Origin of the sequence: Microbacterium sp. UBA3486 (genome assembly GCF_002377845.1) — a bacterium.
GTDB lineage: Bacteria > Actinomycetota > Actinomycetes > Actinomycetales > Microbacteriaceae > Microbacterium > Microbacterium maritypicum_A.
The window spans coordinates 1-24,166 of record NZ_DFQP01000044.1 but is presented as its reverse complement, the minus strand read 5'-3'; the positions used below and the strand labels follow the sequence as shown (position 1 = coordinate 24,166).

Genomic DNA, 24,166 nt, shown 5'->3' with positions numbered 1-24,166 from the left:
CCGACGGTGGCGGCCCGCAGCCGCGCGGTCCGAGAGCGCGCCGGCGGCCGGTCCCGCGATGATCCCGGCGAGCCCGCCGATTCCGAGAACCAGTCCCGAGGAGACGACACCCCGGATCCAGTCGTCCTGCGGGGTGTCGAGCTGCAGCGGCAGGAGCAGCTGCACTGGCGTGAGCTGCACGGTCCAGATCGCCAGCCACGCGAGCGTGAACAGCGACATCCAGCGCGCGCCCGCGCGGACCGGGCGCCTTCCGGTCGCTTCGGTCATCTCGCCGCCTCCGCCGTGGCAGCGGTCGCATCCGTCCGCGCGCTCTCGATGATCCCGCGGTACCAGTCGTACGACGCCTTGGGGGTCCGTTCCCCCGTCTCGAAGTCGACGTGGACGAGTCCGAAGCGCTGAGTGTAGCCGTCAGCCCACTCCCAGTTGTCGAGCAGCGACCACACCGTGTACTCCTCCACCGGCACCCCCGCGTCGATCGCCTCCCCTACAGCGGCGATGTGTCCCGCCAGATAGGCGATCCGATCGGCGTCATCCACGCGGAGGGCGCGCTCGGGTTCCGGGAACGAGGCACCGTTCTCGCCGATGATCACGGGCGGCATCTGCGGATGCCGGGTGTGCAGGTCGATCAGCAGATCGCGCAGCGCGCTCGGCATGATCGGCCATTGCGGACCGAACCCGGTGACCGGGACTCCCGGAGTGGGCACGATGTCGAACGGGATCGGGCTCTCCTGCTCGGCGGCGCTCACCGTGGTCGGGTTGTAGAAGTTGATGCCGTAGAAGTCGATCGAGCGGCCGATGGCCTCGAGGTCGCCGTCCTGCACGGGCATCGCAGGCAGTCCCAGGGCTTCCAGATCGGGGTAGGAACCGGCGAGGAGCGGCTCGCTGAAGATCCGGTTGTGGATCAGATCGTAGACCGCTGCGGCCTGGCGGTCTGCGGCGGTGTCGCCCAGCGGCAGGACCCGAGTGTGGTTGTTGACCAGTCCGACCGATGCGGCACCACGCTCCCGCAGTGCGCCTGCCGCGCGAGCATGGGCGAGCAGTTGATGGTGAGCGGTCGGCAGCGCGCCGAAGAGGAGCTGCTTCCCTGGCGCCAGCGCGCCGACCGCGTATCCCTGGAGCGTCATCATGACGGGCTCGTTCAGGGTGTACCAGTGCTGCACCCGGTCGCCGAGACGATCAGCCACGATGGCCGCATAGTCGGCGAAGCGCTCCGCGGTATCGCGCTCGAGCCAGCCGCCGCCTGCTTCGATGAGACTCGGCATCTCCCAGTGGAACAGGGTGGGGAACGGGACGACCCCGGCATCGAGGAGGAGATCGACCAGGCGCGAGTAGTGATCGAGGGCCGACGCGTCACCGCGGCCGAGGCCGTCGGGCTGCACGCGAGCCCACGGGATCGAGAACCTGTAGCGGTCGAGACCCAGGCCCGCCGCAAGGGAGACATCATCCTCGGGGCGCCGGTAGCTGTCGCACGCGGGATCCGCCGTCGATCCGTCGACGATCGCTCCCGGTCTCTCGAGGAAGTCATCCCAGATGGAACGACCGGATATCCCGGTGGGGCGCGACCCCTCGATCTGGAACGCTGAGGTCGCGGCGGACCAGCGGAGCCCGGCAGGCGCAGACAGGCGAGGGAACGCGGGGGTCATGGGGCTCCTTGACATCAGTGTCGAGATAGTGATGATTCTGCACCCGGTACCATCGAATGCGCGACTGCGTCTCGCATTCTCCTCGTCGTTTCGCGTCAACAGCCCCTCTGCTGGTAGACTCGGCTCTTGGCTTGCGTGTGGGTTCTTCCCTCACGACCGCTGTGCAGCAGCCCTCTTCTGCTGCCGGCATTCCGAACACTCCTGTACAGAAAGCGTCCACACGTGGCAAACATCAAGTCGCAGATCAAGCGCAACAAGACCAACGAGAAGGCGCGCGAGCGCAACAAGGCCGTGAAGAGCGAGCTCAAGACGGTCATCCGCACCACTCGCACGGCCGTCTCCGCCGGCGACAAGGCCGCCGCAGAGGCCGCCCTGAAGAAGGCTGCCGTCAAGCTCGACAAGGCCGTCAGCAAGGGTGTCCTGCACAAGAACCAGGCGTCGAACCGCAAGTCGGCTCTCGCCAAGCAGGTCGCTTCCCTCTGAGCTGAAGCTTCTGAGAAAGGCCCGTCCCGTTCGTCGGGGCGGGCCTTCTTGCTGCCTCGGAGCGTCTCCGCAGTCGGAGCCGACTGACCGCTCTCGCTCGACTACTCGCCGAACGGCTGACGAGTGGCGATCACGGTGACCATGCGCTCCAGCGCGAAGATCGGGTCGCGTGCCGCACCTTTGACCTCGCCATCGGCCCTGGCAGTGGCCTGGATCGCCATTCCGAGTGACCGCTCATTCCAGCCGGCGAGATCGCGGCGTGCGCGGTCGACCTGCCAATCCTTCATCCCCAGACGCTGAGCGAGCTGGCGGCTCGGCTCGCGGTTGCCGGCGACTCGTGCCATGGTGCGGAGCTTCATGGCGAAGGCCGCGACCATCGGAACCGGGTCGGCGCCCGACGAGAGAGCATGACGGAGGGCGATGAGAGCCTCGCCGTAGCGTCCGGCGATGGCGGTGTCGGCGACGACGAACGCCGACACCTCGACCCGACCTCCGTAGTACTTGGTGACGATGTCTTCGGAGATGTCGCCCTCGACGTCTCCGAGGAGCTGCTGGCAGGCCGCGGCGAGCTCGGTGAGGTCGTCGGCGAAGGCCGAGACCAGGGCTCGAAGAGCCGGAGGCGCGATGCGCTTCTTCGCCGCGCGGAACTCGCCGGCGGCGAAGTCGACTCGGTCGCTGTCGCGCTTGATGGCAGGGCAGGCGATCTCGATACCGCCGCCGTTCCCGGCACGGACAGCGTCGAGCAGCTTCTTGCCTCGCACGCTGGCGCCCGTGTGGCGAAGGATGACGGTCGCGCCCTCCTGCGGGTTGTCGAGATACGACACCGCTTCCTGGATGAAGGCATCGGAGCACTTCTCCACGCCTGAGACGCGGACGAGACGCGGTTCCCCGAACAGGGACGGCGATGTGAGGGAGAGCAGCGTTCCGGGCGCATAATCATCGGCCCGCACGTCACTCACTTCGAGCGCGGGGTCCTCGGCACGGAGGTAGTCGCGAACGCCGGCGATCGCGCGCTCGGCGCAGACCTCTTCCGGGCCCGACACGAGCACGATCGGAGCGGGGTGCGGCTCACGCCAGGAGACCTGCGGGATCTTGGTGGGCTTCGCGCCGCCGCGGGAAGGGGTTCGCGAAGCTGCCATGGATCCAGCCTACCGGCGGTCGCCGACATGGTTCCGCTCCTTCGAGGCTGATCCGAGCGGCTCATCCGGCAGGCTTCTCCGTCCAGACCTGCAGTTCGCCGTCGCGAAGACCGAGCAGAATGCGCCCCCGGTCGTCGGTTCGCAGCACATGTGCACCGGTCGCCGCCAGGAGATCGAGGGTCTCGGAACGAGGGTGCCCGTAGTCGTTGTCCGCTCCGACGCTGAACAGCGCCACCCGGGGCCGCATCGCCTCGTACAGACCGGGATCCTGGTCGGCGCTGCCGTGGTGCGCCACCTTGACCACGGCGTACGGCATCATCCTCGCCGTGCGCTGCAGCATGCGCTGGGGCACGGCCGAGAGGTCGCCGAGGTAGATCGAGCGGGGCACCTCTCCCCCTTCGAACTCCATCACCACACTCGCATCGTTGCCATCGGGAAAGGCAGCGGATTGGCGCAGCGGCCAGAGCACACGCCAGGCGGCCTCGCCGAGCATCCCCTGCTGGCCTTCCGACGCCGCGTGGACGCGTGCGCCTCCATCGACGAGGTCATCGAGGAGACGTCGATCGGCATCCTCGGCGATCGGACCGTGCATGACCACGTCGACACGACCGCGCACCGCCTCAGCCCCGCCGACGTGATCGAGGTCGAAGTGGGTGAGGACGAGAAGGTCGATGCGCTCGACGCCGAGCGACCGCAGACATGAGGCCAGTGGCTGGGGCTCCGGCCCCGTGTCGATCAAAGCGACCTGGGTCGCCGAGCGCACGAGCACCGCGTCACCCTGCCCGACATCGCACGCCGCGACGGCCCAGGCGTCGGGGGTCGTCGCCGTAGCGAGGGGGCCGTCGAGAAGCGCACGAGAACCGGCGAGCGACAGCACCACGACGACGATCACCGCCGCACCGCGACGTCCCCAGGCAGCCGCCCGCTCCACACGTGAGCCCGGCTGATACGCGCGAGCACGCATCAGCACGATGGCGATCGCCGCACTCACCACCGCCACCACCAGGGCACTGCCGAGGCCTGGCGGTACCAGGACCTGCGCGCCCGGCAGCTGGGCCGTGGTGGTCGCGGTCGTCGCGATCCACGCCGCGGGAAGCCACGCCGAGGCCGTCAGCAGGTCAGCGAGCATCGGCAACGGAGCGGCGAGGCAGGCGAGGAGCCCGATCACCGTCGCGACCGGGGCTGCGGGCCCCGCGATCAGGTTCGCGGCGATACCGACCAACGACTGCTGTTCCGCGAACAGGGCGATGATCGGGCCGCACGCGAGCTGCGCGGAGAGCGGGACCGCGACAGCGAGCGCGACGGGGCGCGGCATCCCCCGAGCCAAGCCGCGCGCCAGAGGTGGGGCGAGCAGGATCAACGCACCCGAGGCGACGACCGACAGCGCGAACCCCGGCGTCGCCGCGAGCCAGGGGTCCGCAACCAGAATGATTGTGGCGCACAGCGACAGCATCCCGGCCCCGGCGCTCGGCTTCCCCGACAGCACGGAGAGCATCCCCACGGCCGCCATCACCCCCGCCCGGATCACACTCGGCTCGGGAGTCACCAGAACCACGAACCCGGCCAGGCCCACGAGTGACAGGACGACACGCAACCGGCGGCCTCCTCCGCACAGTGCCGTCAGCCAGAAGATCGCGCCGACCACGATCGCGCAGTTCGCTCCGCTGACCGCGGTGAGGTGACTGAGCCCGCTGGTGCGCATGTCGTCGTTCAGCTCGGCGGTGACGGCGCGCGTGTCGCCGACCGCGAGTCCGGGAAGCAGCCCGTTGCCCGGTTCCGGCAGGCGTAGAGACCGTTCGACGAACACGCTCTTGATCGTCGCCGCCGCACCGAAGACACCAGGCGCGGGCGAGATGACCTCGGCGTCGCTCGCGAAGACGACCAACGCTGAGCGCTCCACGGCATCCGTCGCCGATGACTCGCCCACGACCCGAACCGTCGCGCCGAGGTCGAAGCCCTCGGCCGGGACGACCCCCAGGCGCACCGGGGCCGCGAAGGCCACCGCACGACCTGGTGGCCCGAGCGTCGACGTCACCGCCTCGAACCACAGCCGCCCATCGCGTCCGATCGATGCGGAGGACGTCACCTCGGCCGTGACCTCGACCACGCGAGCGTCCCACCCCTTCGCCGCTTCCCGCTCGGGGACGGCGAACCCGACCGATACCGCCGCAGCCGCCATCGCGGCCAGCACGACGACGACGAGGCCCCCGCGTGCTCCGGACTCCCCCTGGCGGTTTCGACGGTGCACGACCGATGCCAGTACGCCTACCGCCCCGAGCCCGCACGCGGCGGCGCACCCCCACGCGACCGCAGGGAACAGCACACACAGCAGCGCGACGCACCACACCGCCAGCGCGAGCGGCGCGAGCCGGAGGTCTCGTCCCCTCACACCCTGACCCCGTCGCGCAGGCCCGCGACCAGCTTCTCCCCGATGCCGGGAACCGCCAGGAGGTCATCCACCGAGGAGAATCGGCCGTTCTCCTCCCGCCAGGAGATGATCCGCTCCGCGAGTGCCGGACCGATACGCGGGAGCGTCTCCAACGCCGCCTGATCCGCGGCGTTGAGGTCGATCCGCTCATCGTCCGGTGGCGGTGCCACTTCGCCGGGCCCACCCGCCGAGGCCCCGGCTGTCGGCACGACGACCTGCTCTCCGTCTTCGAGCATTCGAGCGAGGTTGACCGCGGCCAGGTCGGCCTCGACGGTCGTTCCTCCTGCAGCCGCCAGCGCATCGACGAGCCGTGCGTCACGATCGAGCACATAGAGTCCGGGCTTCTCGACAGCGCCGAGAACGTGCACGTAAAGGTCATCGGTCGATTCGGGGCCTGCGCCTGTTCCCGTACTCGTGTCCTCGAGCGGCACCGATTCGACAGGCGCGGCCTGCCCCCGCATGATCCCGAGTCCCACGGCAGCCGACAGCACGACGAGAGCCAGCACCACCGCCGCTCCGATGCTCAGACGCAGTCGGCGCCGAGGTGGGAGGGGTGCCTGCGGAGATTCCATCCGGCCACGCTAGGCGGGGTCGATCGTCCGGCCGGGCGGGATTCGCCCCTGCCGGGGACAACCCCGTGCGAGGAGACTTCCGTGGAGGACAGGCGATCAGCCCGTACGTCGATCAGCCCTTGACGACGAAGCTCACGATCTTCGGAGCACGCACGACGACCTTCACGATCTCGCGGTCGCCGATCGACCGGATCACGCGCTCGTCGGCGCGGGCCAGAGCCTCGAGCTCCGACTCGCCGATACGCGCCGAGACCTCGAGCTGGGCGCGCACCTTGCCGCCCACCTGCACGACGGCGGTGATCGTGTCCTCGATCAGCAGTGCCGGGTCGGCGGAACGCCACGTCACCAGGCCGACGGAAGGCTCGTGTCCGAGAATCTCCCACATCTCCTCCGCCGTGTGCGGAGCGATGAGGTCGAGCATCACGGCGATCGTCTCCGCGGCTTCGCGGACGGCGGGGTCAGCCGCGCCGGCGGCACCGTCGATCGTCTTGCGGGTGATGTTCACGAGCTCCATCAGGCGCGCGACCAGCACGTTGAACTTCGTCTGCTCGACCAGAGCGGGCGCTTCGGCGAGCAGCTTGTGCGTCGCACGTCGCAGCGCAGAGTCACCGCCGTCGAACACCACGTCGACCGGGCTCGACACCTCACCGGCGATGCGCATCGCGCGCGCCAGGAACTTCTGGGCGCCGGTCGTCGAGACGTCGGCCCAGTCCTTGTCGTCCTCCACGGGACCGGCGAACGCCAGCCCCACACGCAGGGCGTCGGCGCCGTGGGCGTCGAGCTCCTCCTGGAAGAGCACCAGGTTGCCCTTGCTCTTGGACATCTTCTGCCCGTCGAGCAGCACCATGCCCTGGTTGATGAGGTTCGAGAACGGCTCGGTGAAGTCGATCAGCCCCATGTCGAACAGGACCTTCGTGATGAAGCGCGCGTACAGCAGGTGCAGGATCGCGTGCTCGACACCACCGATGTACGAGTCCACCGGTGCCCAGCGCGCCGCCTGCGCCGGATCGAAAGCCACCGTGTCGCTGTTCGGCGAGAGGAAACGCAGGAAATACCAGGAGCTGTCGACGAACGTGTCCATCGTGTCGGGGTCGCGCAGCACGGGGTCGCCCGTCTGCGGGTCGGTCGTGCGCACCCAGCTCTCGGCACCGCCCAGCGGCGAGGTGCCCTTGGGCTTGAGGTCGAGTCCTTCGACGCTCGGCAGCTTCACGGGGAGCTTGTCCTCGGGAACCGGGATGATGCCGCCGTCTTCGGCGTGCAGCATCGGGATCGGCGTGCCCCAGAAGCGCTGACGCGAGATCAGCCAGTCACGCAGACGGTAGTTCTTGGCGGCACGACCCGTTCCGGTCGCTTCCAACTGCTCGATCGCACGCGCGATGGCGTTGCGCTTGGAGAGCCCGTTGAGTGCACCGGAGTTGATCATGCGGCCTTCGCCGGTGAGTGCAACGCCCGTGGTGGCGGGGCTCTGCTCCTCGAGCGCGGCGCCCGTGTCGATCGGCACGCCCTCGTCGTCGACCTCGATCACCGGCATCGCGCCCGTGACGGGAGCCGTCGTGTCGACGACCACCTTGACGGGCAGGTCGAACGCACGAGCGAAGTCCAGGTCGCGCTGGTCGTGCGCAGGAACCGCCATGACGGCACCGTGACCGTAGTCGGCCAGCACATAGTCCGCCGCCCACACCGGCAGCTTCTCGCCGTTCACGGGGTTGATCGCATAGCGCTCGAGGAACACACCGGTCTTCGGGCGGTCCGTGGACTGCCGATCGATGTCGGTCTCCTTCTGCACCTGCTCCAGGTACGTCTGGAAGCGCTGACGCACGTCATCGGAAGCACCGGCAGCGAGCTCGGACGCCAGGTCGGAATCGGGTGCGACCACGAAGAACGTCGCGCCGTGCAGCGTGTCAGGGCGCGTCGAGAACACCGTGACCGGCTCCTCACGCCCCTCGATCAGGAAGTCGACGTCGGCGCCCACGGAGCGTCCGATCCAGTTGCGCTGCATCTGCAGCACCTTGTGCGGCCAGAATCCCTCGAGCTGGTTCAGATCGTCGAGCAGACGGTCCGCGTAGTCGGTGATCCGGAAGTACCACTGCGTGAGCTTCTTCTTGATGACCTCCGCACCACAGCGATCGCAGCGTCCGTCGACGACCTGCTCGTTCGCCAGCACCGTCTGGTCGTTCGGGCACCAGTTGACCGGGCTCTTCTTGCGGTAGGCCAACCCGCGCTCGTACAGCTTCAGGAACAGCCACTGGTTCCAGTGGTAGTACTCGGGGTCGGACGTGTGCAGTACGCGGCTCCAGTCGAACGAGACGCCGTACTGTTCGAAGCCCACCTTCTGCTGCGCGATGTTCTGATACGTCCAGTCCCGAGGGTCGGCACCCTGCCGGATCGCCGCGTTCTCGGCGGGCAGCCCGAACGAGTCCCAGCCGATCGGGTTCAGGACGTTGTGTCCGCGGTGGCGCCAGAAACGGGCCACGATGTCGGAGTAGAGGTAGTTCTCGGCGTGCCCCATGTGCAGGTCGCCGGACGGGTACGGGAACATCGCGAGCACGTACCGGCGCGGGCGGGTGTCGTCGTCGCCGCCCGTGAGGAACGTGCCGTTGTCCGCCCAGTACTTCTGCCACTTGTTCTGGATGGCGTGCGCCGACGGGGTCTCGTCGTCGGCAGGAGCGGTGGACAGGTTCTCAGACAACGAACGCACAACCAATCTGGTGGAAAAAGCGGGATCAGTTCAGGATATCGGAACGCCAGGGCACGGGCATTCCGGCACCGAGGGCAGCAAGCGGCGCCCTCGCCTTGGTCGCGACCTCGGCGACCTCTGAGGTCGCGATCGACCCCCAGGTGATCCCTCCGCCGGCGCCGACCACAGCCTGCTCCCCTTCGATCACGATGCTGCGGATGACCATCGCCAGATCCAGGGTTCCGTCGTCACCGATGTACCCGAAGCATCCGGCGTACACGCCGCGAGGCCCGCCCTCCAGCTCGTGCAGCCGGGTCATCGCCGAGAGCTTCGGAGCCCCGGTCATGCTGCCGGCGGGAAAGGCCGCCTCGAGCAGGGCCTCGACCGTGGTCCCCTCGGCCGCCCGCCCACTCACGGTACTCACCAGCTGGTGCACGGCGGGATAGCTCTCGACCACCCAGAGACCCTCCACACGTATGCTCCCGGGCTCGCACACCCGCGAGAGGTCGTTGCGCATCAGGTCGACGATCATGACGTTCTCGGCGCGCTCCTTGCGGTCCGTCGCCAGTTCCGCGGCGAGCGCGGCGTCTTCGACGGGATCGATGCTTCGGGGCCTGGTGCCTTTGATGGGACGGGTACGGATGACTCCGCCCGCGGCATGGAGGAACTGCTCGGGACTGGCACTCAACAGGGTGCGATCGCCGATGCGCAGGAATCCGCCATGATGGGCGGGCGTGGCGTCGCGGAGCCGACGATAGACCTCGATCGGGTCGTGGGCGCCGGCCACGGTGAAGCGCGTGGTGAGGCACAGCTGGTAGGCGATGCCCGCACGGATGAGATCGCGGCAGCGTTCGATGAGTGCGGCGTACTCGCCGGGGTCGTGTCGGGCGACGGCGATACGCGGCGGGTGGTCGGGGTCGCTCATCGAGGAGGGCACGGCTTCCGGGACCCCCACCAGTGCCCGGATATCTGCGGCCCAGTCCTCGACGTCGCTCTCCACCCCGAGCGCCCAGACGCGCTGCATGTCGTGGTCGAAGGCGACGACGCGGGTGGCACGCAGCCAGGAACCGCCCGAGCCGTCTTCCGGACCCGCGACCGGTGCACCGGCGGCGGCGGCACCGCTCTCATAGTCGAGCCACCCCACCCAGCCCCCTGTGAACGGCGGCAGCTCAGGGTGGGCAGCGACGACGTCGACGCGCACCTCGCGCGGAAGCGTCGAGCGCTCCCCCGTCCCGACGAAGCTCCATCCGGTGAGCGCGTCAGCCCCGGCGTCGAGCCAGAACACACCGGCGGTCCCGGCTTCCAGCATCCCGAACACCGACGACGGCTCCACCCAGTCGGGAAGCGGACGAGCACTCAGCTGTTCGGGCACCTTTCCAGCCTAGGACCGGGTGGCTCCCGTATCCTCATGGGGTGGACGACCTCCTGATCTGGCTCCTCGACACCGTGCAGTCGATCGATCCGGTCGCCCGCACGCTCATCGCCGGGCTCGCCGTGATGCTGGAGACGAGCATCCTGATCGGTCTCATCGTTCCCGGCGACACGATCGTGATCATCGCGTCCATGGGTGTCGCCACTCCCCTGGAGGGCATCGCGATGGGTGTCGCGGTCGTGATCGGCGCGCTGATCGGTGAGAGCATCGGGTTCTGGCTGGGACGCTGGCTGGGCCCGCACATCCGCGTCTCCTGGTTGGGGCGGCGGATCGGCGAGCACAACTGGGTGCGTGCCGAGAACTATCTCGAGCGCCGAGGGGGGATCGCGATCTTCCTCTCCCGCTTCCTCCCCGTGCTGCATTCTCTGGTTCCCCTCACCGTCGGGATGAGCGAGTACCCGTACCGCAAGTTCCTGGCATGGACGGCTCCCGCCTGTGTCCTCTGGGCCACCGCCTATGTGAGTGTCACGTCGCTCGCCGCCGGCAGCTTCCGCGAGCTGGTCGATCGCGTGCACTTCGCCGGGTACATCTTCGTCGGTGTGATCGCCCTGTTCCTGCTTCTGGCTTTCCTGGGCAAGAAGCTGCTGCAGCGCATCGAAGCCCGTCACCTGGAGTCCCCGGAGGCAGAGGCCGACGCCGACGTGAAAGACTGAGGCAATGGCATCGGCTCCCCCAGCCCCCCGGATCCACTGGTTCGCCCGACTCGAACACCGCTTCCATGTCTGGCGTGAAGGTCGTGCGCGCCGTCGTGGCCGTGTCGCGACGATCCTTCCCTTCCCCGGCTACGGTGGTCCGGGCTGGGTCCGCGTCGTCGGCCGGGTGCTGATCGTCCCGCCGCAGCGTCGCACCCGAGACGGTGAACCCGCCAGCGTCCGCGGATGGCGCAGCTTCGTCGGCATCCCGGTGGGATTCGCCGCTGTCAGCGTGCACTTCGGCGAGACCACTCACCAAGTCGCGGCCGACCGCGGCGGCGTGGTCGATGCCATGATCCGTGTCGATCTGGAACCCGGCTGGCAGACGTTCACGTTCTCCGTCGAGGGTCAGGCGCCAGTGGAGGCTCGGGCATTCATCGTGGCCGAGGGCACCTCGTTCGGCGTGGTGTCGGATGTCGACGACACCGTGATGGTGACGGCACTGCCTCGTCCCTTCATCGCCTTCTGGAACTCCTTCGTGCTCGACGAGCACGCACGCCTTCCCGTCCCGGGGATGGCCGTCCTCCTCGACCAGCTGCTCCGCCAGCACCCGGGTGCACCCATGGTGTACCTCTCCACCGGTGCGTGGAATGTCGCCCCCACTCTGTGGCGCTTCCTCGGTCGCCACCTCTTCCCCGCCGGCTCCATGCTCCTGACCGACTGGGGTCCCACTCACGAACGGTGGTTCCGCAGCGGGCGTGAACACAAGCTCACGAACCTGCGTCGCCTCGCGACCGAGTTCCCCGACGTGAAATGGCTGTTGATCGGAGACGACGGCCAGCACGACGAGTCGATCTACAGCCAGTTCATGGACGAGTACCCCGATTCCGTCGCCGGCGTCGCGATCCGTCGTCTGCTTCCCGCCGAGGCCGTGCTCGCCGGTGGACGCACCGGTCACGAACCGCACTCCGAAGATGCCGCTCCGTGGGTGAGCGCCGAGGACGGCGCCGGTCTTCGCGATCTGCTCGGCGAAGCCGGCATCCTGCACTGACATGACCATCGCCCGCCCGGACTGGACCCTCCGCGAGGAGGCGCATCGTGAACGAGCCGACGCCCTCACCGCGGCGCACCGCGAACGGGCGACGCGGGCGGAGAAGCATCCGGTGTGGGACTTCCTCTTCACCTACTACTCGTACAAGCCCGCGCACCTGCGTCGATGGCATCCGGGGGCCGGTGTCGAACTCGCCGATGCGCCGGAACGCCGCGACTGGCGGTGGTACTCCCCAGGACGATCGCCCGGCAGCGTCGTGCCGGATGCGGCGACTTTCGGCGCAGAGAAGACGGAGTTGGCCGCGCTCATCGAGCGCATGCTCCGCCGCACCGCATCCCGCCCCGGACAGTTCGGCTGCTTCGGCCTGCACGAATGGGCGATGGTGTACCGCGCGGACGAGCATCGCCACGCGGTGCCGTTGCGACTCGGGCAGGCGGGCACGGATGCCGTCGTCGAGAATCATGAGCTGCGTTGCACCCATTTCGACGCATTCCGCTTCTTCACCCCCGAAGCGGTCCCCCGCAACCGCACACCGTTGAGCCGCGACGACCAGCCCCTGTTCGAGCAGCCCGGTTGCCTGCACGCGGGGATGGACCTGTACAAGTGGGCGACGAAACTCGGGCCCCTCATCCCCGGCGAACTCCTCCTGGATTCGTTCGAGCTCGCCCGCGACATCCGACTGCTCGACATGCAGGCCGCGCCGTACGATCTCTCGGCATGGGACGTGGCCCCGGTCCGCATCGAGACGACCGAGGGTAAGGCCGAGTACGTCCGTCGGCAGCGAGCGTTCGCGGACCGGGGTGCCGCTCTGCGCGCAGCGCTGCTGAACGCCTGGCTCGGCGACGGAGCTCGCGAGGCGGCCTGAGCGTCAGCCCACCGGTTCGCAGTCCTCGCAGATCGACCAGCGGGCGGTGGCCGCGGCGCTCTGCATCCGGAGCGCGATCACGCGTGTCGCCGCCTCCTCGAGCCGCTCGGGCGGAAGCGTCCCCGCTTCGGCCGCCGCTGCGATGCCGGCGACCATCGACCCGGCTGTCTGCGCGTCGGACCCCGCGACCATCAACACGAGGTCGTTCCCCGCAGCGATCGCCGCCACCGCGTTCGCGACCGGGTCGGCATAGGCCGGATCTCCTGAAGACAGCAGCATGCCGAGGTCGTCGGTCACCGCCACCCCGGTGAAGCCGAGCTCGTCTCTCGCGATCTCATGCCACCGCGGCGAGAGGGATGCCGGCAGCGGATCGACCGCCGCGTAAGCGAGATGCCCGTACATCAGCAGCGAGGCCCCGGCGTCGATACCGGCGGCGAACGGCACGGCCGCGGTGGCGCGCCATTCCTCGATTCCCATCGTGGTGCTCGGGATCGCGTGATGCGAGTCTCCCGGAGCCGCGCCGTGGCCGGGGAAGTGTTTGAGGGTCGAGGCGACGAACTGCTCCTGCGCGACGGTTGCCGCCGCCACGCGCTCCGCCGCCGCGGCAGAGTCTGTGCCGAGCGCGCGACCGTGGATGAACGAGCCGGGATCGTCCGTGTAGTCGGCGACCGTTCCGAAGTTCACGGTGATGCCCGCTCGCGCCACCAGAGAGCCCCGCGCCGTGAACGCTGCGGACGTCTCGGCGACCGGAAGCCCCTTCAGGGAGGGGGAGGCAGGGAAGCCGTCACCGCGCAGTCGGGAGACGAAGCCGCCCTCCTGGTCCACGGCGATGAGCGGTGGCAGGCCGGGGTCGACCGTCAGCGCGGCCGTGAGCGCCTGCAACTCCGCTTCGGTCGCGGGGATGTTGGCCCCCATGAGGATGAATCCTCCCAGTCCGGACTCCATGTAGGACCGGAGGGCGGACGGGTCCGTTCCTGCCACGTGCCCCATGACCACCGTCGATGCCTGTTCCGCCACGGACATCTGCTGCACCCGCGCCTTCGCACGTGCGGTGAGCCGCTCCGGTCCGCTGCTCGACACCGTGGACTCGGGGATGCCCGACGTCGAGGGTGCGCCCACCGCCGACGCTGAGGCGGCCGACGAGAGGCAGAGCCCCATCACCGCGGCGAGCGCGAGTGCGCTCGCCGTCCGTCCCCGGCGCCGATTCTCCATGTCGCGCGAAGTGGCGTGTCTCAGCAGGACAGCGCCTCGGCGATCGGCACCGCCGAGTCGGCGTCGCCGTTCCCGAAGCGGATGGTCCGGCCGACCGTGCACGGTTCGTGCAGGGACGCAGCGATCACGGCAGCGACGTCGGCACGCGCGACAGCTCCACGACCGTCCGGATCGAGCTGGATCCGACCGGTGGGATCGTCGAAGGTGAGCGTGCCCGGCGCGAGGATCGTGCCCTCCAGACCGGTGCCACGCAGGTGCTCGTCGGCAGCCCACTTCGCGTCTGCATAGGGGAAGAAGGAGTCGCCTTCCGGCACACCGTGATCAGCGGTGGACCCGAGCCATGACACCATCACGTACCGTCGGACGCCCGCGCGTTCTGCCGCGTCCATGGAACGCTGCGCGGCGTCGCGGTCGACCGCGTAGGTGCGTTCGGCCGATCCGCCACCGGCGCCGGCCGACCAGACGACGGCGTCATGACCGCGGATGATCTCGGCGAGCGCCTCGACATCCATGTTCTCGATGTCGGCGACGAGCGCTTTCGCACCGCCGGCTTCGACATCGGAGGAATGGTCAGGGTTGCGGATCACCCCGGTCACCTCGTCTCCCCGTGCGACGAGGAGCGGCGCGAGCAGGAGGGCGATGCGGCCGTGGCCGCCGAAGACGATGATTCGCGACATGCCTTCACCCTACGCGCCCCCTCCGCACTCAGCGCGGGGTCTGGTCGCTGTCGATCACGAACGCCTGTGGATGGCTCGGAAGGTAGCGCACGACGATCAGCTGACCGCCGGGTATGTACGCGTCGCGGTCGGGATACACAGCGGGGGTGAAGAAGTTGCTCTCCAGCGTGTATTCGACGCCTTCGGCCGTCGTGAACGTCACCCAATCGCCGTCCAGAGTCGCCGCCGTCGGTCGGCCGTTGTCGTAGATGTACGCACGGGTGAGGGGCACGCCGGTGAGGCTGAGGATACCGATCACCAGGCAGGCCAGCATGAGGAGAGCGAGGATGCGCGCGCCGATGCGCATGATTCCTCCCCCGACACGGCCGCGCGGACGCTGATCCGCACGCAGCAGCCCCTCCCGCTCGCGGATGGCCCGCAGCTCCCCGCCGGGCATCGCGCCCCGTGCCGACAGCGCGAACAGGCCGAGGATCGAGAACCCGGCGATGAACACCATCGCGTATCCGTGCGACGCCGGGAAGTTCACGAGCCAGATGAGCGTGTCCATCGGGTTCATCGCCCCTCCTCCTTCTCGATCGTCACTGCGACGGTCTGCGGATCCTCACGCCGATAGAACGCCCAGACCGGGGCTCCGACCTGCAGGTGCGGAATGGCCTGCGGGTACACGAAGACCGTGGTGTCCGCTTCCCAGGTCGCCGCTCCCTCCGGCGCCATCAGCACGCGCAGGGCGAGCTCGCTCTGCCCCTCACGACGCCGCCCCGTCGGTCGCACCTCGAGCACGGATGCCGTCACCGGGGTGCCGCTCGTGCGCGCCCGCACCTGCCGCGGATCGATCAGCCCCCGCTCGATCCGCCATTGCAGCATCGCGTCTCGCACCGTGGGGTCGTTCAGGTCGGCGAGCTCCACCGTGTCCTGGTCCGTGAGGCTGTACTGCACGGGTACCGGGAGCCCGATCTGCAGGCCGGCGAGATCGGAGGCGTCGACCAGCATGCGCAGCTGCGCGATGAACTCCTCTGCGGTGCTCGGTGTCACCCGGATGAACAGGTCGTACTGCGGCACGTCGTTGACGGTGAGACCGGTGCGCGCCACCTCGACGATCGTGCCCACTCCGATCTGCGTCTCTCCGCGCACCCTCTTGCGGCGCCCGAGACCGGAGAGCATCCCACCGAAGGTCAGCAGCAGCCCCCACGCGACCCCGATGATGATCGGAGCGCCCAGTGTGTCCTCCCCCGAGAAGGGAAGGATCGACTGTCTCTGATCGACGCCGAACAGCCCCTCCCCGACCCAGACCACGAGCCAGGCGGACAGCAGCAGCCAGACGACGAAGAACAGGATGCGGAGCATGCCCTCAGCGTAGCCAGGAGCCGATCTCGGCCCGAACACGGTTTTCCCACAGGACCCCCGCCGTTCGTCGCCCGGTCCTCTACACTCGGGGCAACGACACCGACCCGAGACGGTGTTCCTCCCGACAGCAGGACGACGATGCCCACACCGCTGATCGAGCGCGAGATCACCGCGCACGTGTCTCTCACCACGCCCACCGGGATGCTGAACCGGGAGGCTCTCGGCTGGTCGCGCGCACCGGTTCACGACACCTCGGGTATCCCCGGCCGCGGCCACTGGGGGCGCAACAAGCGGTGGGAGTACTGGAACGTGATGACGCCGTCGCACATCGTCGCCGTCACGGTCTCGTGCGTCGACTACATGGCTCTGCACGAGTTGTGGGTGCTCGATCGCGCGACCGGTGACGACATCGGCACGACCGTGATCTCGCCGGGAGGGCGCAGCGCGACGCTCCCGTCGTCTCTCGGCGCGGGGCCCACCCGAGCGCGCACGCGTCGGATCACCGTCGACATCGACGAGACCTTCGACGGAACACGTCTGCGCGCCTCCACTCCCCGCGTCTCGATCGACCTGCTGGCCGGTCGTCCGGAGGCACACGAGTCCCTCGGTGTCGTCGTGCCGTGGCGCCTCGGCGACGAGATCCCCCGCTTCCAGTACACGGTCAAAGATGTCGCACGCCCGGCCACCGGGACAGTGACGGTGGACGGAGCGGCGCACGAGGTGCCGGCCGGAAGCTGGGCCGTACTGGACCACGGACGCGGGCGCTGGCCGTATCGCGTGCGCTGGAACTGGGCTGCGGCCAGCGGTGTCGTCGACGGCCGCGTCATCGGGCTGCAGCTCGGTGCGAAGTGGACCGACGGCTCGGGTGCCACGGAGAACGCGCTGCTCGTCGACGGGCGGCTGTCGAAGATCAGTGAAGAACTCGTGTGGGATTACGACTCCGAGCATTTCATGCGTCCGTGGCACGTGCATGGGACGAGCGCCGACCTCGTGTTCACCCCGTTCTACGACAAGCACTCGCACACGAACGCGCTGGTGATCTCGAGCCGGACCGATCAACTGTTCGGTGTCTGGACCGGCTGGGCGCGCGACGAGAACGGAACGCGGGTGCGCGTCGACGGCATCGAGGGATTCGCGGAGGAGGTGCTCAACCGCTGGTGATGCGCACGCCTGCAGACTGCAGCGCGCGCTGCACTCCCTTCGCCGCCGAGCGACCAGCACGATTGGCGCCGATCGTGCTCGCCGACGGCCCGTAGCCGACCAACTGCACGCGGGGGTCTGCGACCGCCGTCGTACCTCGACCGTTCCGGTCGAGCTGGATGCCCCCGGCCGCGCTGCGCAGGTGCAGAGGGGCGAGGTGACTGATCGCGGGGCGGAAGCCGGTGGCCCACAGGATGACGTCGACCTGCTCGAAGCTGCCGTCGGCCCAGCGCACGCCGTCGGGTTCGATCCGTTCGAACAGGGGGCGACGGTCGGCGTAGGCGCCCAGGCGCTCGGCCTCCCGCTCCTGTGGGCGGAGCATGAGTCCGGTGACGCTGACCACGCTCTCGGGAGGGAGACCGGCGGCGACGCGCTGCTCGACGAGGGCGACGGCTGCGGCTCCCGCTTCCGGCGTGAAGTCGTCATGGCGCCACACCGGTTCGCGCCGGGTCACCCACAGGGTGTCGGTGATCGGCGCCAGTGCCCCGAGGAACTGCACGGCCGACGCTCCCCCACCCACGACGAGCACCCGCTTGCCGATGAAGTGCTCGGGCCCCGGGTAGTCGACGGTGTGCAGCTGTTCACCGACGAACGTCTCCATACCGGGGAAGTGCGGGAGGAACGGATGCGTCCACGTGCCGGTCGCATTCACGAGGGTGCGGGTCATCCACTCCCCCTCACCCGCCCGTACGACGAGACGGCCGTCGACGTCCTCGACGCGCTCCACGCGCACGGGGCGGAGCACCGGGAGCTCGTGCGTCTTCTCGTATCGCGCGAAGTATGCGGGCACGGCCTCGTTGGCGCGTGCACCGTCGCGGGGCGGCGGCGTGTCGCCGGGCAGTTCGGCGACGCCATGCACATCGCGCATGGTCAGCGCGTCCCACCGGTGCTGCCAGGCGCCGCCGGGCTGTCCGTCGGCGTCGACAACCACATGCGAGATACCCAGCCTCGAGAGGTGGAAGGATGCCGAGAGGCCGGCCTGCCCTGCGCCGATCACCAGACTGTCGAGGATGCTCACGCCGGTTTCAACGCCCGGCGCCGCGCGCTTGTTCCTCCCCACCGCACTCCACGGTGACGCGCCCGGGATGCCCTCCCCGATTGGTGTTCGCGTCGATTCGTGTAGTACTCTTTTCAAGTTGCTCCGGCTGGTCCGGAACAGCGTCTGGGCCTGTGGCGCAGCTGGTAGCGCACCTGCATGGCATGCAGGGGGTCAGGGGTTCGAGTCCCCTCAGGTCCACAGAAAAAGCCCCCGGTTCTCCGGGGGCTTTCTTCGTCTCACGCGGAAGTGACCAGGAGGCACCATGACGCACACGCCCCTGGGCTACGCGGATCGTGTGCGTGCGTCGCGGGGATATCGGACGGTGAGCCAGCTCATCGCGGACGACCTCAACGTCTTCCTCGATCCTTTCTCGGCCCTCCTCTCCGCGCACGCCGAGATCGGGACCGGCAATGTGTTCTGTCCGAACGTCCGCATCGACGCCGACCCCGGCGCTCTCCTCATCGGTGACGACAACCGCTTCTTCGAGGGCACCCGAATCGAGGCGACCGGCGGCGGACGCGTGAGCATCGGCACCGACAACGAGTTCGGCCCGCATGCGGTGGCTCTGCTCGCGAACCGTTCCGATTCCGTGATCACGATCGGCAACCGGGTGCGTCTGATCGGGAGGATCGACCTCGCCGGCGCTTCCACTCTGGGCGATGGATCGCAGATCCTCGGCGAGGTCACGGCGGTGAACGTCGCGCTCGCGAGCGGCGGGAGTCACCGCGACCCCGATCCTGACCTGCGCGGCGCCGTGCTCAAAGGACGAGGCCGGGCCACCGGACTCACGCTGGCTCGCGGCCACGTCATCAATGCAGACGGTGATTTCGGCACCGCAGCCGTAGAGGCCCAATCGGTCTATCACCCTCGCCCTGCCTGATGACCGCGCCGGGTCAGCCTCGCTAGCGCGCGTCTGCACGAGCGTCAACCCGATTCCGACCGCACGCCCCGCGTTCTACCGTGAACCCATCTCGACGAAAGGATGCGATCATGTCGAACCCGATCATTCCCCCGGTTCCCCCGCTCCCCCATGACGACGACCCGACCGACCCGACGGGTGTGCCGACGAGGGAGGTCGACGGCGAGCGTGTTCTCGATCCGGATGTCGATGACGCGCTCGTCGACAGCGCCGAAGCCGACCGCGTCGCTGCCGGCGCGGACGAGCACGACGACGGCCCCGACGTCTGACCGCACACCCTCGCCGGCCCGCAGCGCACCGGTCGCCGTCACCCGCGCCCCGTAGACTTGCTCTCATGGCACCGGTGGCGGCGACGTGGTCCGGAAGAGGCTCATCGAGCGTCTTCCGGGGTGTGCTGTCGGGCGTGCTCCTCGTCGCCGCAGTCATCCTGGGGCTGCTGGGGATGCACACCCTGAATCTGCACGGCACTGCGGCGGCCGACACTCCGGCGGCGGCGATTTCCGCGGCCACGACCGTGTCCGAGCCGGTATCCGCGCATCACGGCACAGCACAGGTGCAGGCGCACCCGTCCGAAGACCCGTCCGGCACGACCGCGATGTCCTGCGCAGGCTGTGGCACCGATGATCACGCCGGCATGGCGATGATGTGCGTCCTCGCGCTCCTCCTCGCCCTCGTACTCCTCCTCGCGCCCGGAGTGCTTCGCGGCTGGACGGCAATACTCCTCCGCTCGCCCCTTCTCGAGGTCCTGACCGCGCGGGTCCTCCCCCGCGCCCCTTCTCTGCACGTTCTCTGCATCAGTCGCACCTGAGCAGCCGTCGAGCCCGCGCTCTCGCGCCACGGCTCCAGGCCTCTCACCCTCGCGCGCCGCCGTCCGGCGTGTGCGCAACGACTATGCGTATTTGGAGAACACACCCATGAAGATTCGTGCTGCGGCAACCGCCGCACTCACCCTGTCCGCCGTTCTGCTGCTGTCCGGCTGCGCGACCGGCACCGACGACGCTTCCATGCCCGGCATGGACCACAGCTCGTCGTCACCATCGGCCGGCATGAGCGATGCCGACGTCAACGATGCCGACGTCATGTTCGCCTCGATGATGATCGTGCACCACGAGCAGGCGATCGAGATGAGCGACATCGTGCTCGGTGTGGAGGGGATCGACCCCGAGGTGGCCGAACTCGCCCAGCGGATCAAGGCCGCGCAGGGCCCGGAGATCGAACAGCTCGAGGGCTGGTTGGACGATTGGGGCATCGGCTCCGACGACCGCGACGCGAACGGGATGGACCACGGCGACGGGATGATGAGCGACGACGACCTCGCCGCGCTCCGCTCCGCCGATGGTCCCGAAGCGTCGCGCCTGTTCCTCGACCAGATGATCGTGCACCACGAGGGAGCCGTCGAGATGGCGCGGGCGGAGGTCGACGGCGGGAGCGATCCGGAAGCGATCGAACTCGCCCAGACGATCATCGACGCGCAGACCGAGGAGATCCAGGAGATGAAGGACCTCCTCTCCACCCTCTGAACCCACTCCGGGGTCGGTGTCGGCGTATCCCCGCCCGCACCGGCCCCACCTCGCACGAAGGACCGTCCCCATGAACCATCCCCTCCCCTCCACCACGTCTCCCGCCTCTCCGTCGGTTGCCGCATCACGTCGACGACGGAGGCTGTCCGCAGGGCTCGCCGCGTTGGCCGTCGCCGGAATCGCCTTGGCCGGATGCGCGCCCGCCGTCTCCCCCGCCGACGTCGACTCGGTGGCGTCGGCGCGGGCCCTGCTCGCCGCGCACGACCTCGCCGGGCTCGACGTCGGCGAGGTGATCGAACGACTCGACGCGATGCCCGTGGCGGACCGCCCGGACGATCTCCTCGCATCCGTCGAACCCGACGCGCTCCTGCTGCGTGACACCAGCGGCCGGGAGAGTAGGCTGCCGATGCCCGACGACGCGGTGTACATCTCGGTCGCACCATTCCGCGAACAGACCCATGAGTGCCACTTCCACAGCCTCACGACGTGCGTCGGCGAGCTCTCCGACACCGAGATGCGCATCGTCCTCACCGCCGACGACGGGACGGTGCTCATCGACGAGATGCGCCGCACCCACGACAACGGGTTCACCGGCGTCTGGGTGCCTCGGGGAATCGAGGCGACGCTGACCGTCGAGAGCGCCGGCCTGACGGGCACCGTGCCGCTGTCGACCACGTCGCCGGACGATCGCACGTGCGTGACCGATCTGCAGCTGCTGTGATCCCGCACGTGGCCGACTGAGCTCCGCAGCGCGGCATGGAGGAAGCGCACCCCCTCGGAGATCGAGGAGGTGCGCTTCTTCGTTCGCTGTCCGTGCCGCGGGACGACTAGGTCGCCAGCAGCGGCGGCCGATGGGGAATGGAGATCGGACGTGTGGCCCTGCTCGAACCACGCATTCTCTCGACATCCTCGAGCACCTCGAACGCGGTTCCATAACGCGTGGCGAGTGGCAGGTCACGCAGCCAGGTCACCTCGACCTCGGTCTCGGCGAGTTCGTACACGCACGCGACGACATGGCGCGGGTCGTTGGGCGAGTATCGAAGGTCGTTGATCACCCATTCCGACGCCGTGATGCGATTCAGCATGAAACGCGGATCCGGAAGTTCAGACATGTGGGGCCCTCCAGGACTCTCTCTCCCTAGAGAGTGCGCCACAGATCGTGCACTGGGAAGCCCCTTGACACCACGCGCGGAGGGTGCCGTCGCGGGTTTCGACCGGAAGACGGAGCGGACTGACTCCGACGCGCCGGATCAGCGTCCCGGTCGTACCGTGAGGTCGGTGATCTCCGCGTCGCGCGGAAGGTCGAGGGCGGTGAGGATGGTCGTGACGACGGCGTCGGGGGTGATGAAACGCTCCGCGTCGTAGTCCTGCCCCTCCTGCTGGTGCACACGCTCCTGCATGGGAGTGGCCGTGCGACCGGGATAGATCGAGGTCACGCGCACACCGTGTGCGGCCTCCTCGGCTCGAAGAGCATCGGCGAGAGCTCGGAGACCGTGCTTCGATGCTGCGTAGGCCGACCACCCGGCGTTGGCACGCAGACCCGCCCCCGAATTCACGAACACGACCTGTCCCTGCGACACGCGCAGGACGGGCAGGAGGAGGCGCGTGAGCTCGGCGGGAGCCACGAGGTTCACGGCCAGCTGCTGCTCCCACAACGCGGGAGCGAGGTCTGCGACGTCACCGAGATCGACCACGCCGGCGACATGGACGAGCGAATCGATCCGGTCGGGCAGGTGCTGCTTCGACAGCGCCCACGACAATCGCCCCGGCTGGGCGAGATCGCCGACGAGGACGGATGCTCCGGGCAGCGCGGCCGCGATCTGCCGAGCACGCCCGACGTCGCGGGCCAGCACCACCACGTCATCGCCGCGGGAGAGGAGCCGGCGAGCGAGAACCGCGCCGATACCGGAACCCGCACCGGTGATCAGGTGCGTGGCCATCTCAGCCCAAGTCTGCGGCAGGCTCGACCACGTCGATCGGAACGACGGGGCAGTCCTTCCAGAGGCGCTCGAGTCCGTAGTAGACGCGCTCCTCCTGGTGGAAGACGTGCACGATCAGGTCGCCGAAGTCGAGCAGTACCCAACGGGCCTCGGCACGCCCTTCGCGCCGAACACGTTTGTGGCCCGACTCGATCAGGCGGTCCTCGATCTCATCGGCGATCGCGGCGACGTTGCGCTCGCTGTTACCGGTGACGAGCAGGAAGATGTCGACGAGCGGAAGCGGCTCCGAGACGTTGAGCGCGACGAGATCCTCACCACCCTTGTCGATGGCGGCTTGTGCTGCGAGACGCAGCATCTCTTCGGCAGTTTCAGGTGATTGCATCAGAACACATTCGTGGTGATGGCGATGATGACGACGACACCGACAGCGAGGGCGAGGCCTCCGGCGACGATCGCCAGGGTGATCATCAGCCGGTTGCCCTTCTCAGGCGCCGGCGGACGGATCACCTCGCCGGCGGGCTTGATGGTGCTGACCGCCGAGCTGGCGGCGATCGGCGTGGGCGACGACGCGGGGGGAAGCTCGCCATCGATGAGGACGGCGTCGACGTCCTTGCCGTCGGTGGTTCCCAGGGCGTGGCCCTGCGAGCCCATGCCCTGAGGCAGTTCATACGACCCTGTGACGAGGATCTCACCGGTGGAGGCGACAGGGCCGGAGAGTGAGCCCTCGCCCGGGGACGGCGTGAAGATCAGGGCGTTCGGTGCGGAGTGCTGCGACCCGGTCGAATCGCCGACGGTGAGCAGCTCGTCGAACGACGGGCGGAAGGGGGCGTGCGGGTCGGGAGCATCGGCGAGGATTCCCTCGCCGAAAGCGGGGTTCACGGTGGGGCGGGCCGCGTCTTCGCCGTCGGCGTCATCGGCGTCACCGACATCTGCGAGCACGTCGTCGCCGTCGACGTCGGGATCACCGGTGCTCTCGTCCGGAAGGCCCAGAGCCGAAGCCAGGTCATCGTCGTCCTCGTCGGACTCGCCGCCGGCGCCATCGACGGACTCCAGCGGCACGTCTCCCACGGAATCCGCGACGACGGATGCACGCACGGGAGCAACGGTGACCTCGTCGTCGACATCATCATCGTCGGCGTCGCCCGGCTCTTCGTTCCGTGTGAAGTTCGGGACCCCCGACACGATCTCCGCGGGGTCATGCGTCGTGGCGGACTCCCCGTCGGCCGGTTCCGCCGGCGCGTCGGGGGCTGGCTGCTCGGCCGCTGCCTCTTCGGACTGCTCTCCGGCGATCACGGGCACCGAAGCCGTGCGCACCTTTTCGAGCTCGCGCGCCTGGCGGCGCGTCAACGGCGCATCGCCGCTGACGTCGTCGGACACAGGGGTCGGCGCGGGC

The 24,166-nt window shown here is 68.8% G+C and carries 25 protein-coding genes, 1 tRNA gene and 1 pseudogene; 11 read left to right on the top strand and 16 right to left on the bottom strand.

Annotated elements, in window-relative coordinates; translation table 11 throughout:
• Positions 1-267: pseudogene (locus B2869_RS06665) on the bottom strand (MFS transporter); the annotation flags it as partial.
• Positions 264-1,643, bottom strand: a complete 1,380-nt coding sequence (locus B2869_RS06660) for a glycoside hydrolase family 1 protein (protein WP_292764134.1) — start codon at positions 1,641-1,643, stop codon at positions 264-266. The pseudogene B2869_RS06665 and the gene B2869_RS06660, both read right to left, overlap by 4 nt.
• 222 nt (positions 1,644-1,865) lie before the next feature.
• Here B2869_RS06660 and rpsT point away from each other — a divergent pair, with 222 nt between their 5' ends.
• Complete coding sequence (rpsT, locus tag B2869_RS06655) at positions 1,866-2,126, top strand: 30S ribosomal protein S20 (RefSeq protein WP_017830351.1); 261 nt, start codon at positions 1,866-1,868, stop codon at positions 2,124-2,126.
• Between the two features lie 101 nt (positions 2,127-2,227).
• Here rpsT and holA read toward each other — a convergent pair whose 3' ends face one another.
• The 5 genes from holA to B2869_RS06630 form a co-directional block, all read right to left on the bottom strand.
• The gene (gene holA, locus B2869_RS06650; RefSeq protein WP_292764127.1) at positions 2,228-3,265 is read right to left on the bottom strand and encodes a DNA polymerase III subunit delta; all 1,038 of its coding nucleotides are present in this window, start codon (positions 3,263-3,265) and stop codon (positions 2,228-2,230) included.
• Positions 3,266-3,326: 61 nt separating this feature from the next.
• Complete coding sequence (locus tag B2869_RS06645) at positions 3,327-5,654, bottom strand: ComEC/Rec2 family competence protein (RefSeq protein ID WP_292764125.1); 2,328 nt, start codon at positions 5,652-5,654, stop codon at positions 3,327-3,329.
• Entirely contained in the window at positions 5,651-6,265 is a 615-nt protein-coding gene (locus B2869_RS06640; protein ID WP_292764122.1) for a helix-hairpin-helix domain-containing protein, read from the bottom strand. Before B2869_RS06640 ends, B2869_RS06645 begins: the two co-directional genes overlap by 4 nt.
• Positions 6,266-6,377: 112 nt before the next feature.
• Positions 6,378-8,954, bottom strand: coding sequence for a leucine--tRNA ligase (gene leuS / locus B2869_RS06635; protein ID WP_373695405.1), 2,577 nt, complete (start codon positions 8,952-8,954; stop codon positions 6,378-6,380).
• A gap of 34 nt (positions 8,955-8,988) precedes the next feature.
• The gene (locus B2869_RS06630) at positions 8,989-10,314 is read right to left on the bottom strand and encodes an anthranilate synthase component I family protein (protein WP_292764114.1); all 1,326 of its coding nucleotides are present in this window, start codon (positions 10,312-10,314) and stop codon (positions 8,989-8,991) included.
• A gap of 41 nt (positions 10,315-10,355) precedes the next feature.
• On the opposite strand from B2869_RS06630, the gene B2869_RS06625 reads away from it, so the two are divergent.
• From B2869_RS06625 to B2869_RS06615, 3 genes are read left to right on the top strand one after another with little or no spacing between them, the layout of a single operon-like run.
• Positions 10,356-11,027 (top strand): DedA family protein, encoded by a 672-nt coding sequence (locus B2869_RS06625; RefSeq protein WP_029260200.1) that lies wholly within the window; start codon positions 10,356-10,358, stop codon positions 11,025-11,027.
• Between the two features lie 4 nt (positions 11,028-11,031).
• On the top strand, positions 11,032-12,057 hold the full coding sequence (locus B2869_RS06620; RefSeq protein WP_292764110.1) for an App1 family protein: 1,026 nt from the start codon (positions 11,032-11,034) through the stop codon (positions 12,055-12,057).
• A 1-nt stretch (position 12,058) separates the two neighbouring features.
• Positions 12,059-12,922, top strand: coding sequence for a 3-methyladenine DNA glycosylase (locus B2869_RS06615; RefSeq protein WP_292764108.1), 864 nt, complete (start codon positions 12,059-12,061; stop codon positions 12,920-12,922).
• A 3-nt stretch (positions 12,923-12,925) separates the two neighbouring features.
• Here B2869_RS06615 and B2869_RS06610 read toward each other — a convergent pair whose 3' ends face one another.
• Genes B2869_RS06610 through B2869_RS06595 form a run of 4 tightly spaced genes read right to left on the bottom strand, consistent with a single transcriptional unit; the run spans position 12,926 to position 16,155 of the window.
• Positions 12,926-14,134 (bottom strand): glycoside hydrolase family 3 N-terminal domain-containing protein, encoded by a 1,209-nt coding sequence (locus tag B2869_RS06610; RefSeq protein ID WP_292764106.1) that lies wholly within the window; start codon positions 14,132-14,134, stop codon positions 12,926-12,928.
• A gap of 20 nt (positions 14,135-14,154) precedes the next feature.
• Positions 14,155-14,811 carry an NAD(P)H-binding protein gene (locus B2869_RS06605; RefSeq protein ID WP_021198545.1) on the bottom strand — a complete coding sequence of 219 codons (657 nt, stop codon included), beginning with the start codon at positions 14,809-14,811 and terminating at the stop codon, positions 14,155-14,157.
• 28 nt (positions 14,812-14,839) lie between these two features.
• Positions 14,840-15,367: a hypothetical protein gene (locus tag B2869_RS06600; protein ID WP_292764102.1), complete on the bottom strand. Its 528-nt coding sequence runs from the start codon at positions 15,365-15,367 to the stop codon at positions 14,840-14,842.
• On the bottom strand, positions 15,364-16,155 hold the full coding sequence (locus B2869_RS06595; RefSeq protein ID WP_292764099.1) for a hypothetical protein: 792 nt from the start codon (positions 16,153-16,155) through the stop codon (positions 15,364-15,366). The genes B2869_RS06600 and B2869_RS06595 overlap by 4 nt, the downstream gene beginning before the upstream one ends.
• A gap of 138 nt (positions 16,156-16,293) precedes the next feature.
• Here B2869_RS06595 and B2869_RS06590 point away from each other — a divergent pair, with 138 nt between their 5' ends.
• Positions 16,294-17,316: a DUF2804 domain-containing protein gene (locus B2869_RS06590; protein WP_292764097.1), complete on the top strand. Its 1,023-nt coding sequence runs from the start codon at positions 16,294-16,296 to the stop codon at positions 17,314-17,316.
• Here B2869_RS06590 and B2869_RS06585 read toward each other — a convergent pair.
• Entirely contained in the window at positions 17,303-18,373 is a 1,071-nt protein-coding gene (locus B2869_RS06585; RefSeq protein ID WP_292764092.1) for an NAD(P)-binding domain-containing protein, read from the bottom strand. The genes B2869_RS06590 and B2869_RS06585 overlap by 14 nt on opposite strands.
• 146 nt (positions 18,374-18,519) lie before the next feature.
• Here B2869_RS06585 and B2869_RS06580 point away from each other — a divergent pair.
• The 6 genes from B2869_RS06580 (at position 18,520) to B2869_RS06555 (ending at position 21,554) form a co-directional block, all read left to right on the top strand.
• Positions 18,520-18,592, top strand: a tRNA-Ala gene (locus B2869_RS06580).
• 64 nt (positions 18,593-18,656) lie between these two features.
• The gene (locus B2869_RS06575; protein ID WP_292764089.1) at positions 18,657-19,274 is read left to right on the top strand and encodes a hypothetical protein; all 618 of its coding nucleotides are present in this window, start codon (positions 18,657-18,659) and stop codon (positions 19,272-19,274) included.
• Between the two features lie 110 nt (positions 19,275-19,384).
• Complete coding sequence (locus B2869_RS06570) at positions 19,385-19,582, top strand: hypothetical protein (protein ID WP_029264977.1); 198 nt, start codon at positions 19,385-19,387, stop codon at positions 19,580-19,582.
• A 65-nt stretch (positions 19,583-19,647) separates the two neighbouring features.
• Positions 19,648-20,121, top strand: a complete 474-nt coding sequence (locus tag B2869_RS06565; RefSeq protein ID WP_292764085.1) for a DUF6153 family protein — start codon at positions 19,648-19,650, stop codon at positions 20,119-20,121.
• 106 nt (positions 20,122-20,227) lie between these two features.
• Entirely contained in the window at positions 20,228-20,833 is a 606-nt protein-coding gene (locus B2869_RS06560) for a DUF305 domain-containing protein (RefSeq protein ID WP_029260183.1), read from the top strand.
• A gap of 70 nt (positions 20,834-20,903) precedes the next feature.
• Positions 20,904-21,554, top strand: a complete 651-nt coding sequence (locus tag B2869_RS06555; RefSeq protein WP_292764080.1) for a CueP family metal-binding protein — start codon at positions 20,904-20,906, stop codon at positions 21,552-21,554.
• 106 nt (positions 21,555-21,660) lie between these two features.
• Here the strand turns inward: B2869_RS06555 and B2869_RS06550 are convergent, their stop codons facing one another.
• The 4 genes from B2869_RS06550 to B2869_RS06535 form a co-directional block, all read right to left on the bottom strand.
• The gene (locus B2869_RS06550) at positions 21,661-21,945 is read right to left on the bottom strand and encodes a hypothetical protein (RefSeq protein WP_021198535.1); all 285 of its coding nucleotides are present in this window, start codon (positions 21,943-21,945) and stop codon (positions 21,661-21,663) included.
• Between the two features lie 138 nt (positions 21,946-22,083).
• A complete protein-coding gene (locus B2869_RS06545; protein ID WP_292764075.1) occupies positions 22,084-22,773 on the bottom strand; it encodes an SDR family oxidoreductase in 690 nt (229 codons plus the stop codon).
• Position 22,774: 1 nt separating this feature from the next.
• A complete protein-coding gene (gene rsfS, locus B2869_RS06540; RefSeq protein WP_292764072.1) occupies positions 22,775-23,155 on the bottom strand; it encodes a ribosome silencing factor in 381 nt (126 codons plus the stop codon).
• On the bottom strand, positions 23,155-24,166 hold a 1,012-nt coding region (locus tag B2869_RS06535), incomplete at its 5' end, for a hypothetical protein (protein WP_292764070.1). The genes rsfS and B2869_RS06535, both read right to left, overlap by 1 nt.

Bases quoted from the DNA above. Each gene is read 5' to 3' on its own strand.
- rsfS (WP_292764072.1), bottom strand. From the start codon at position 23,155: ATGCAATCACCTGAAACTGCCGAAGAGATGCTGCGTCTCGCAGCACAA.
- B2869_RS06590 (WP_292764097.1), top strand. From the start codon at position 16,294: ATGCCCACACCGCTGATCGAGCGCGAGATCACCGCGCACGTGTCTCTC.
- B2869_RS06640 (WP_292764122.1), bottom strand. From the start codon at position 6,265: ATGGAATCTCCGCAGGCACCCCTCCCACCTCGGCGCCGACTGCGTCTG.
- B2869_RS06595 (WP_292764099.1), bottom strand. From the start codon at position 16,155: ATGCTCCGCATCCTGTTCTTCGTCGTCTGGCTGCTGCTGTCCGCCTGG.
- B2869_RS06545 (WP_292764075.1), bottom strand. From the start codon at position 22,773: ATGGCCACGCACCTGATCACCGGTGCGGGTTCCGGTATCGGCGCGGTT.
- B2869_RS06575 (WP_292764089.1), top strand. From the start codon at position 18,657: ATGACGCACACGCCCCTGGGCTACGCGGATCGTGTGCGTGCGTCGCGG.
- B2869_RS06605 (WP_021198545.1), bottom strand. From the start codon at position 14,811: ATGTCGCGAATCATCGTCTTCGGCGGCCACGGCCGCATCGCCCTCCTG.
- B2869_RS06620 (WP_292764110.1), top strand. From the start codon at position 11,032: ATGGCATCGGCTCCCCCAGCCCCCCGGATCCACTGGTTCGCCCGACTC.
- B2869_RS06615 (WP_292764108.1), top strand. From the start codon at position 12,059: ATGACCATCGCCCGCCCGGACTGGACCCTCCGCGAGGAGGCGCATCGT.
- B2869_RS06610 (WP_292764106.1), bottom strand. From the start codon at position 14,134: ATGGAGAATCGGCGCCGGGGACGGACGGCGAGCGCACTCGCGCTCGCC.
- B2869_RS06550 (WP_021198535.1), bottom strand. From the start codon at position 21,945: ATGTCTGAACTTCCGGATCCGCGTTTCATGCTGAATCGCATCACGGCG.
- B2869_RS06660 (WP_292764134.1), bottom strand. From the start codon at position 1,643: ATGACCCCCGCGTTCCCTCGCCTGTCTGCGCCTGCCGGGCTCCGCTGG.
- B2869_RS06555 (WP_292764080.1), top strand. From the start codon at position 20,904: ATGAACCATCCCCTCCCCTCCACCACGTCTCCCGCCTCTCCGTCGGTT.
- B2869_RS06560 (WP_029260183.1), top strand. From the start codon at position 20,228: ATGAAGATTCGTGCTGCGGCAACCGCCGCACTCACCCTGTCCGCCGTT.
- B2869_RS06570 (WP_029264977.1), top strand. From the start codon at position 19,385: ATGTCGAACCCGATCATTCCCCCGGTTCCCCCGCTCCCCCATGACGAC.
- holA (WP_292764127.1), bottom strand. From the start codon at position 3,265: ATGGCAGCTTCGCGAACCCCTTCCCGCGGCGGCGCGAAGCCCACCAAG.
- B2869_RS06565 (WP_292764085.1), top strand. From the start codon at position 19,648: ATGGCACCGGTGGCGGCGACGTGGTCCGGAAGAGGCTCATCGAGCGTC.
- B2869_RS06600 (WP_292764102.1), bottom strand. From the start codon at position 15,367: ATGAACCCGATGGACACGCTCATCTGGCTCGTGAACTTCCCGGCGTCG.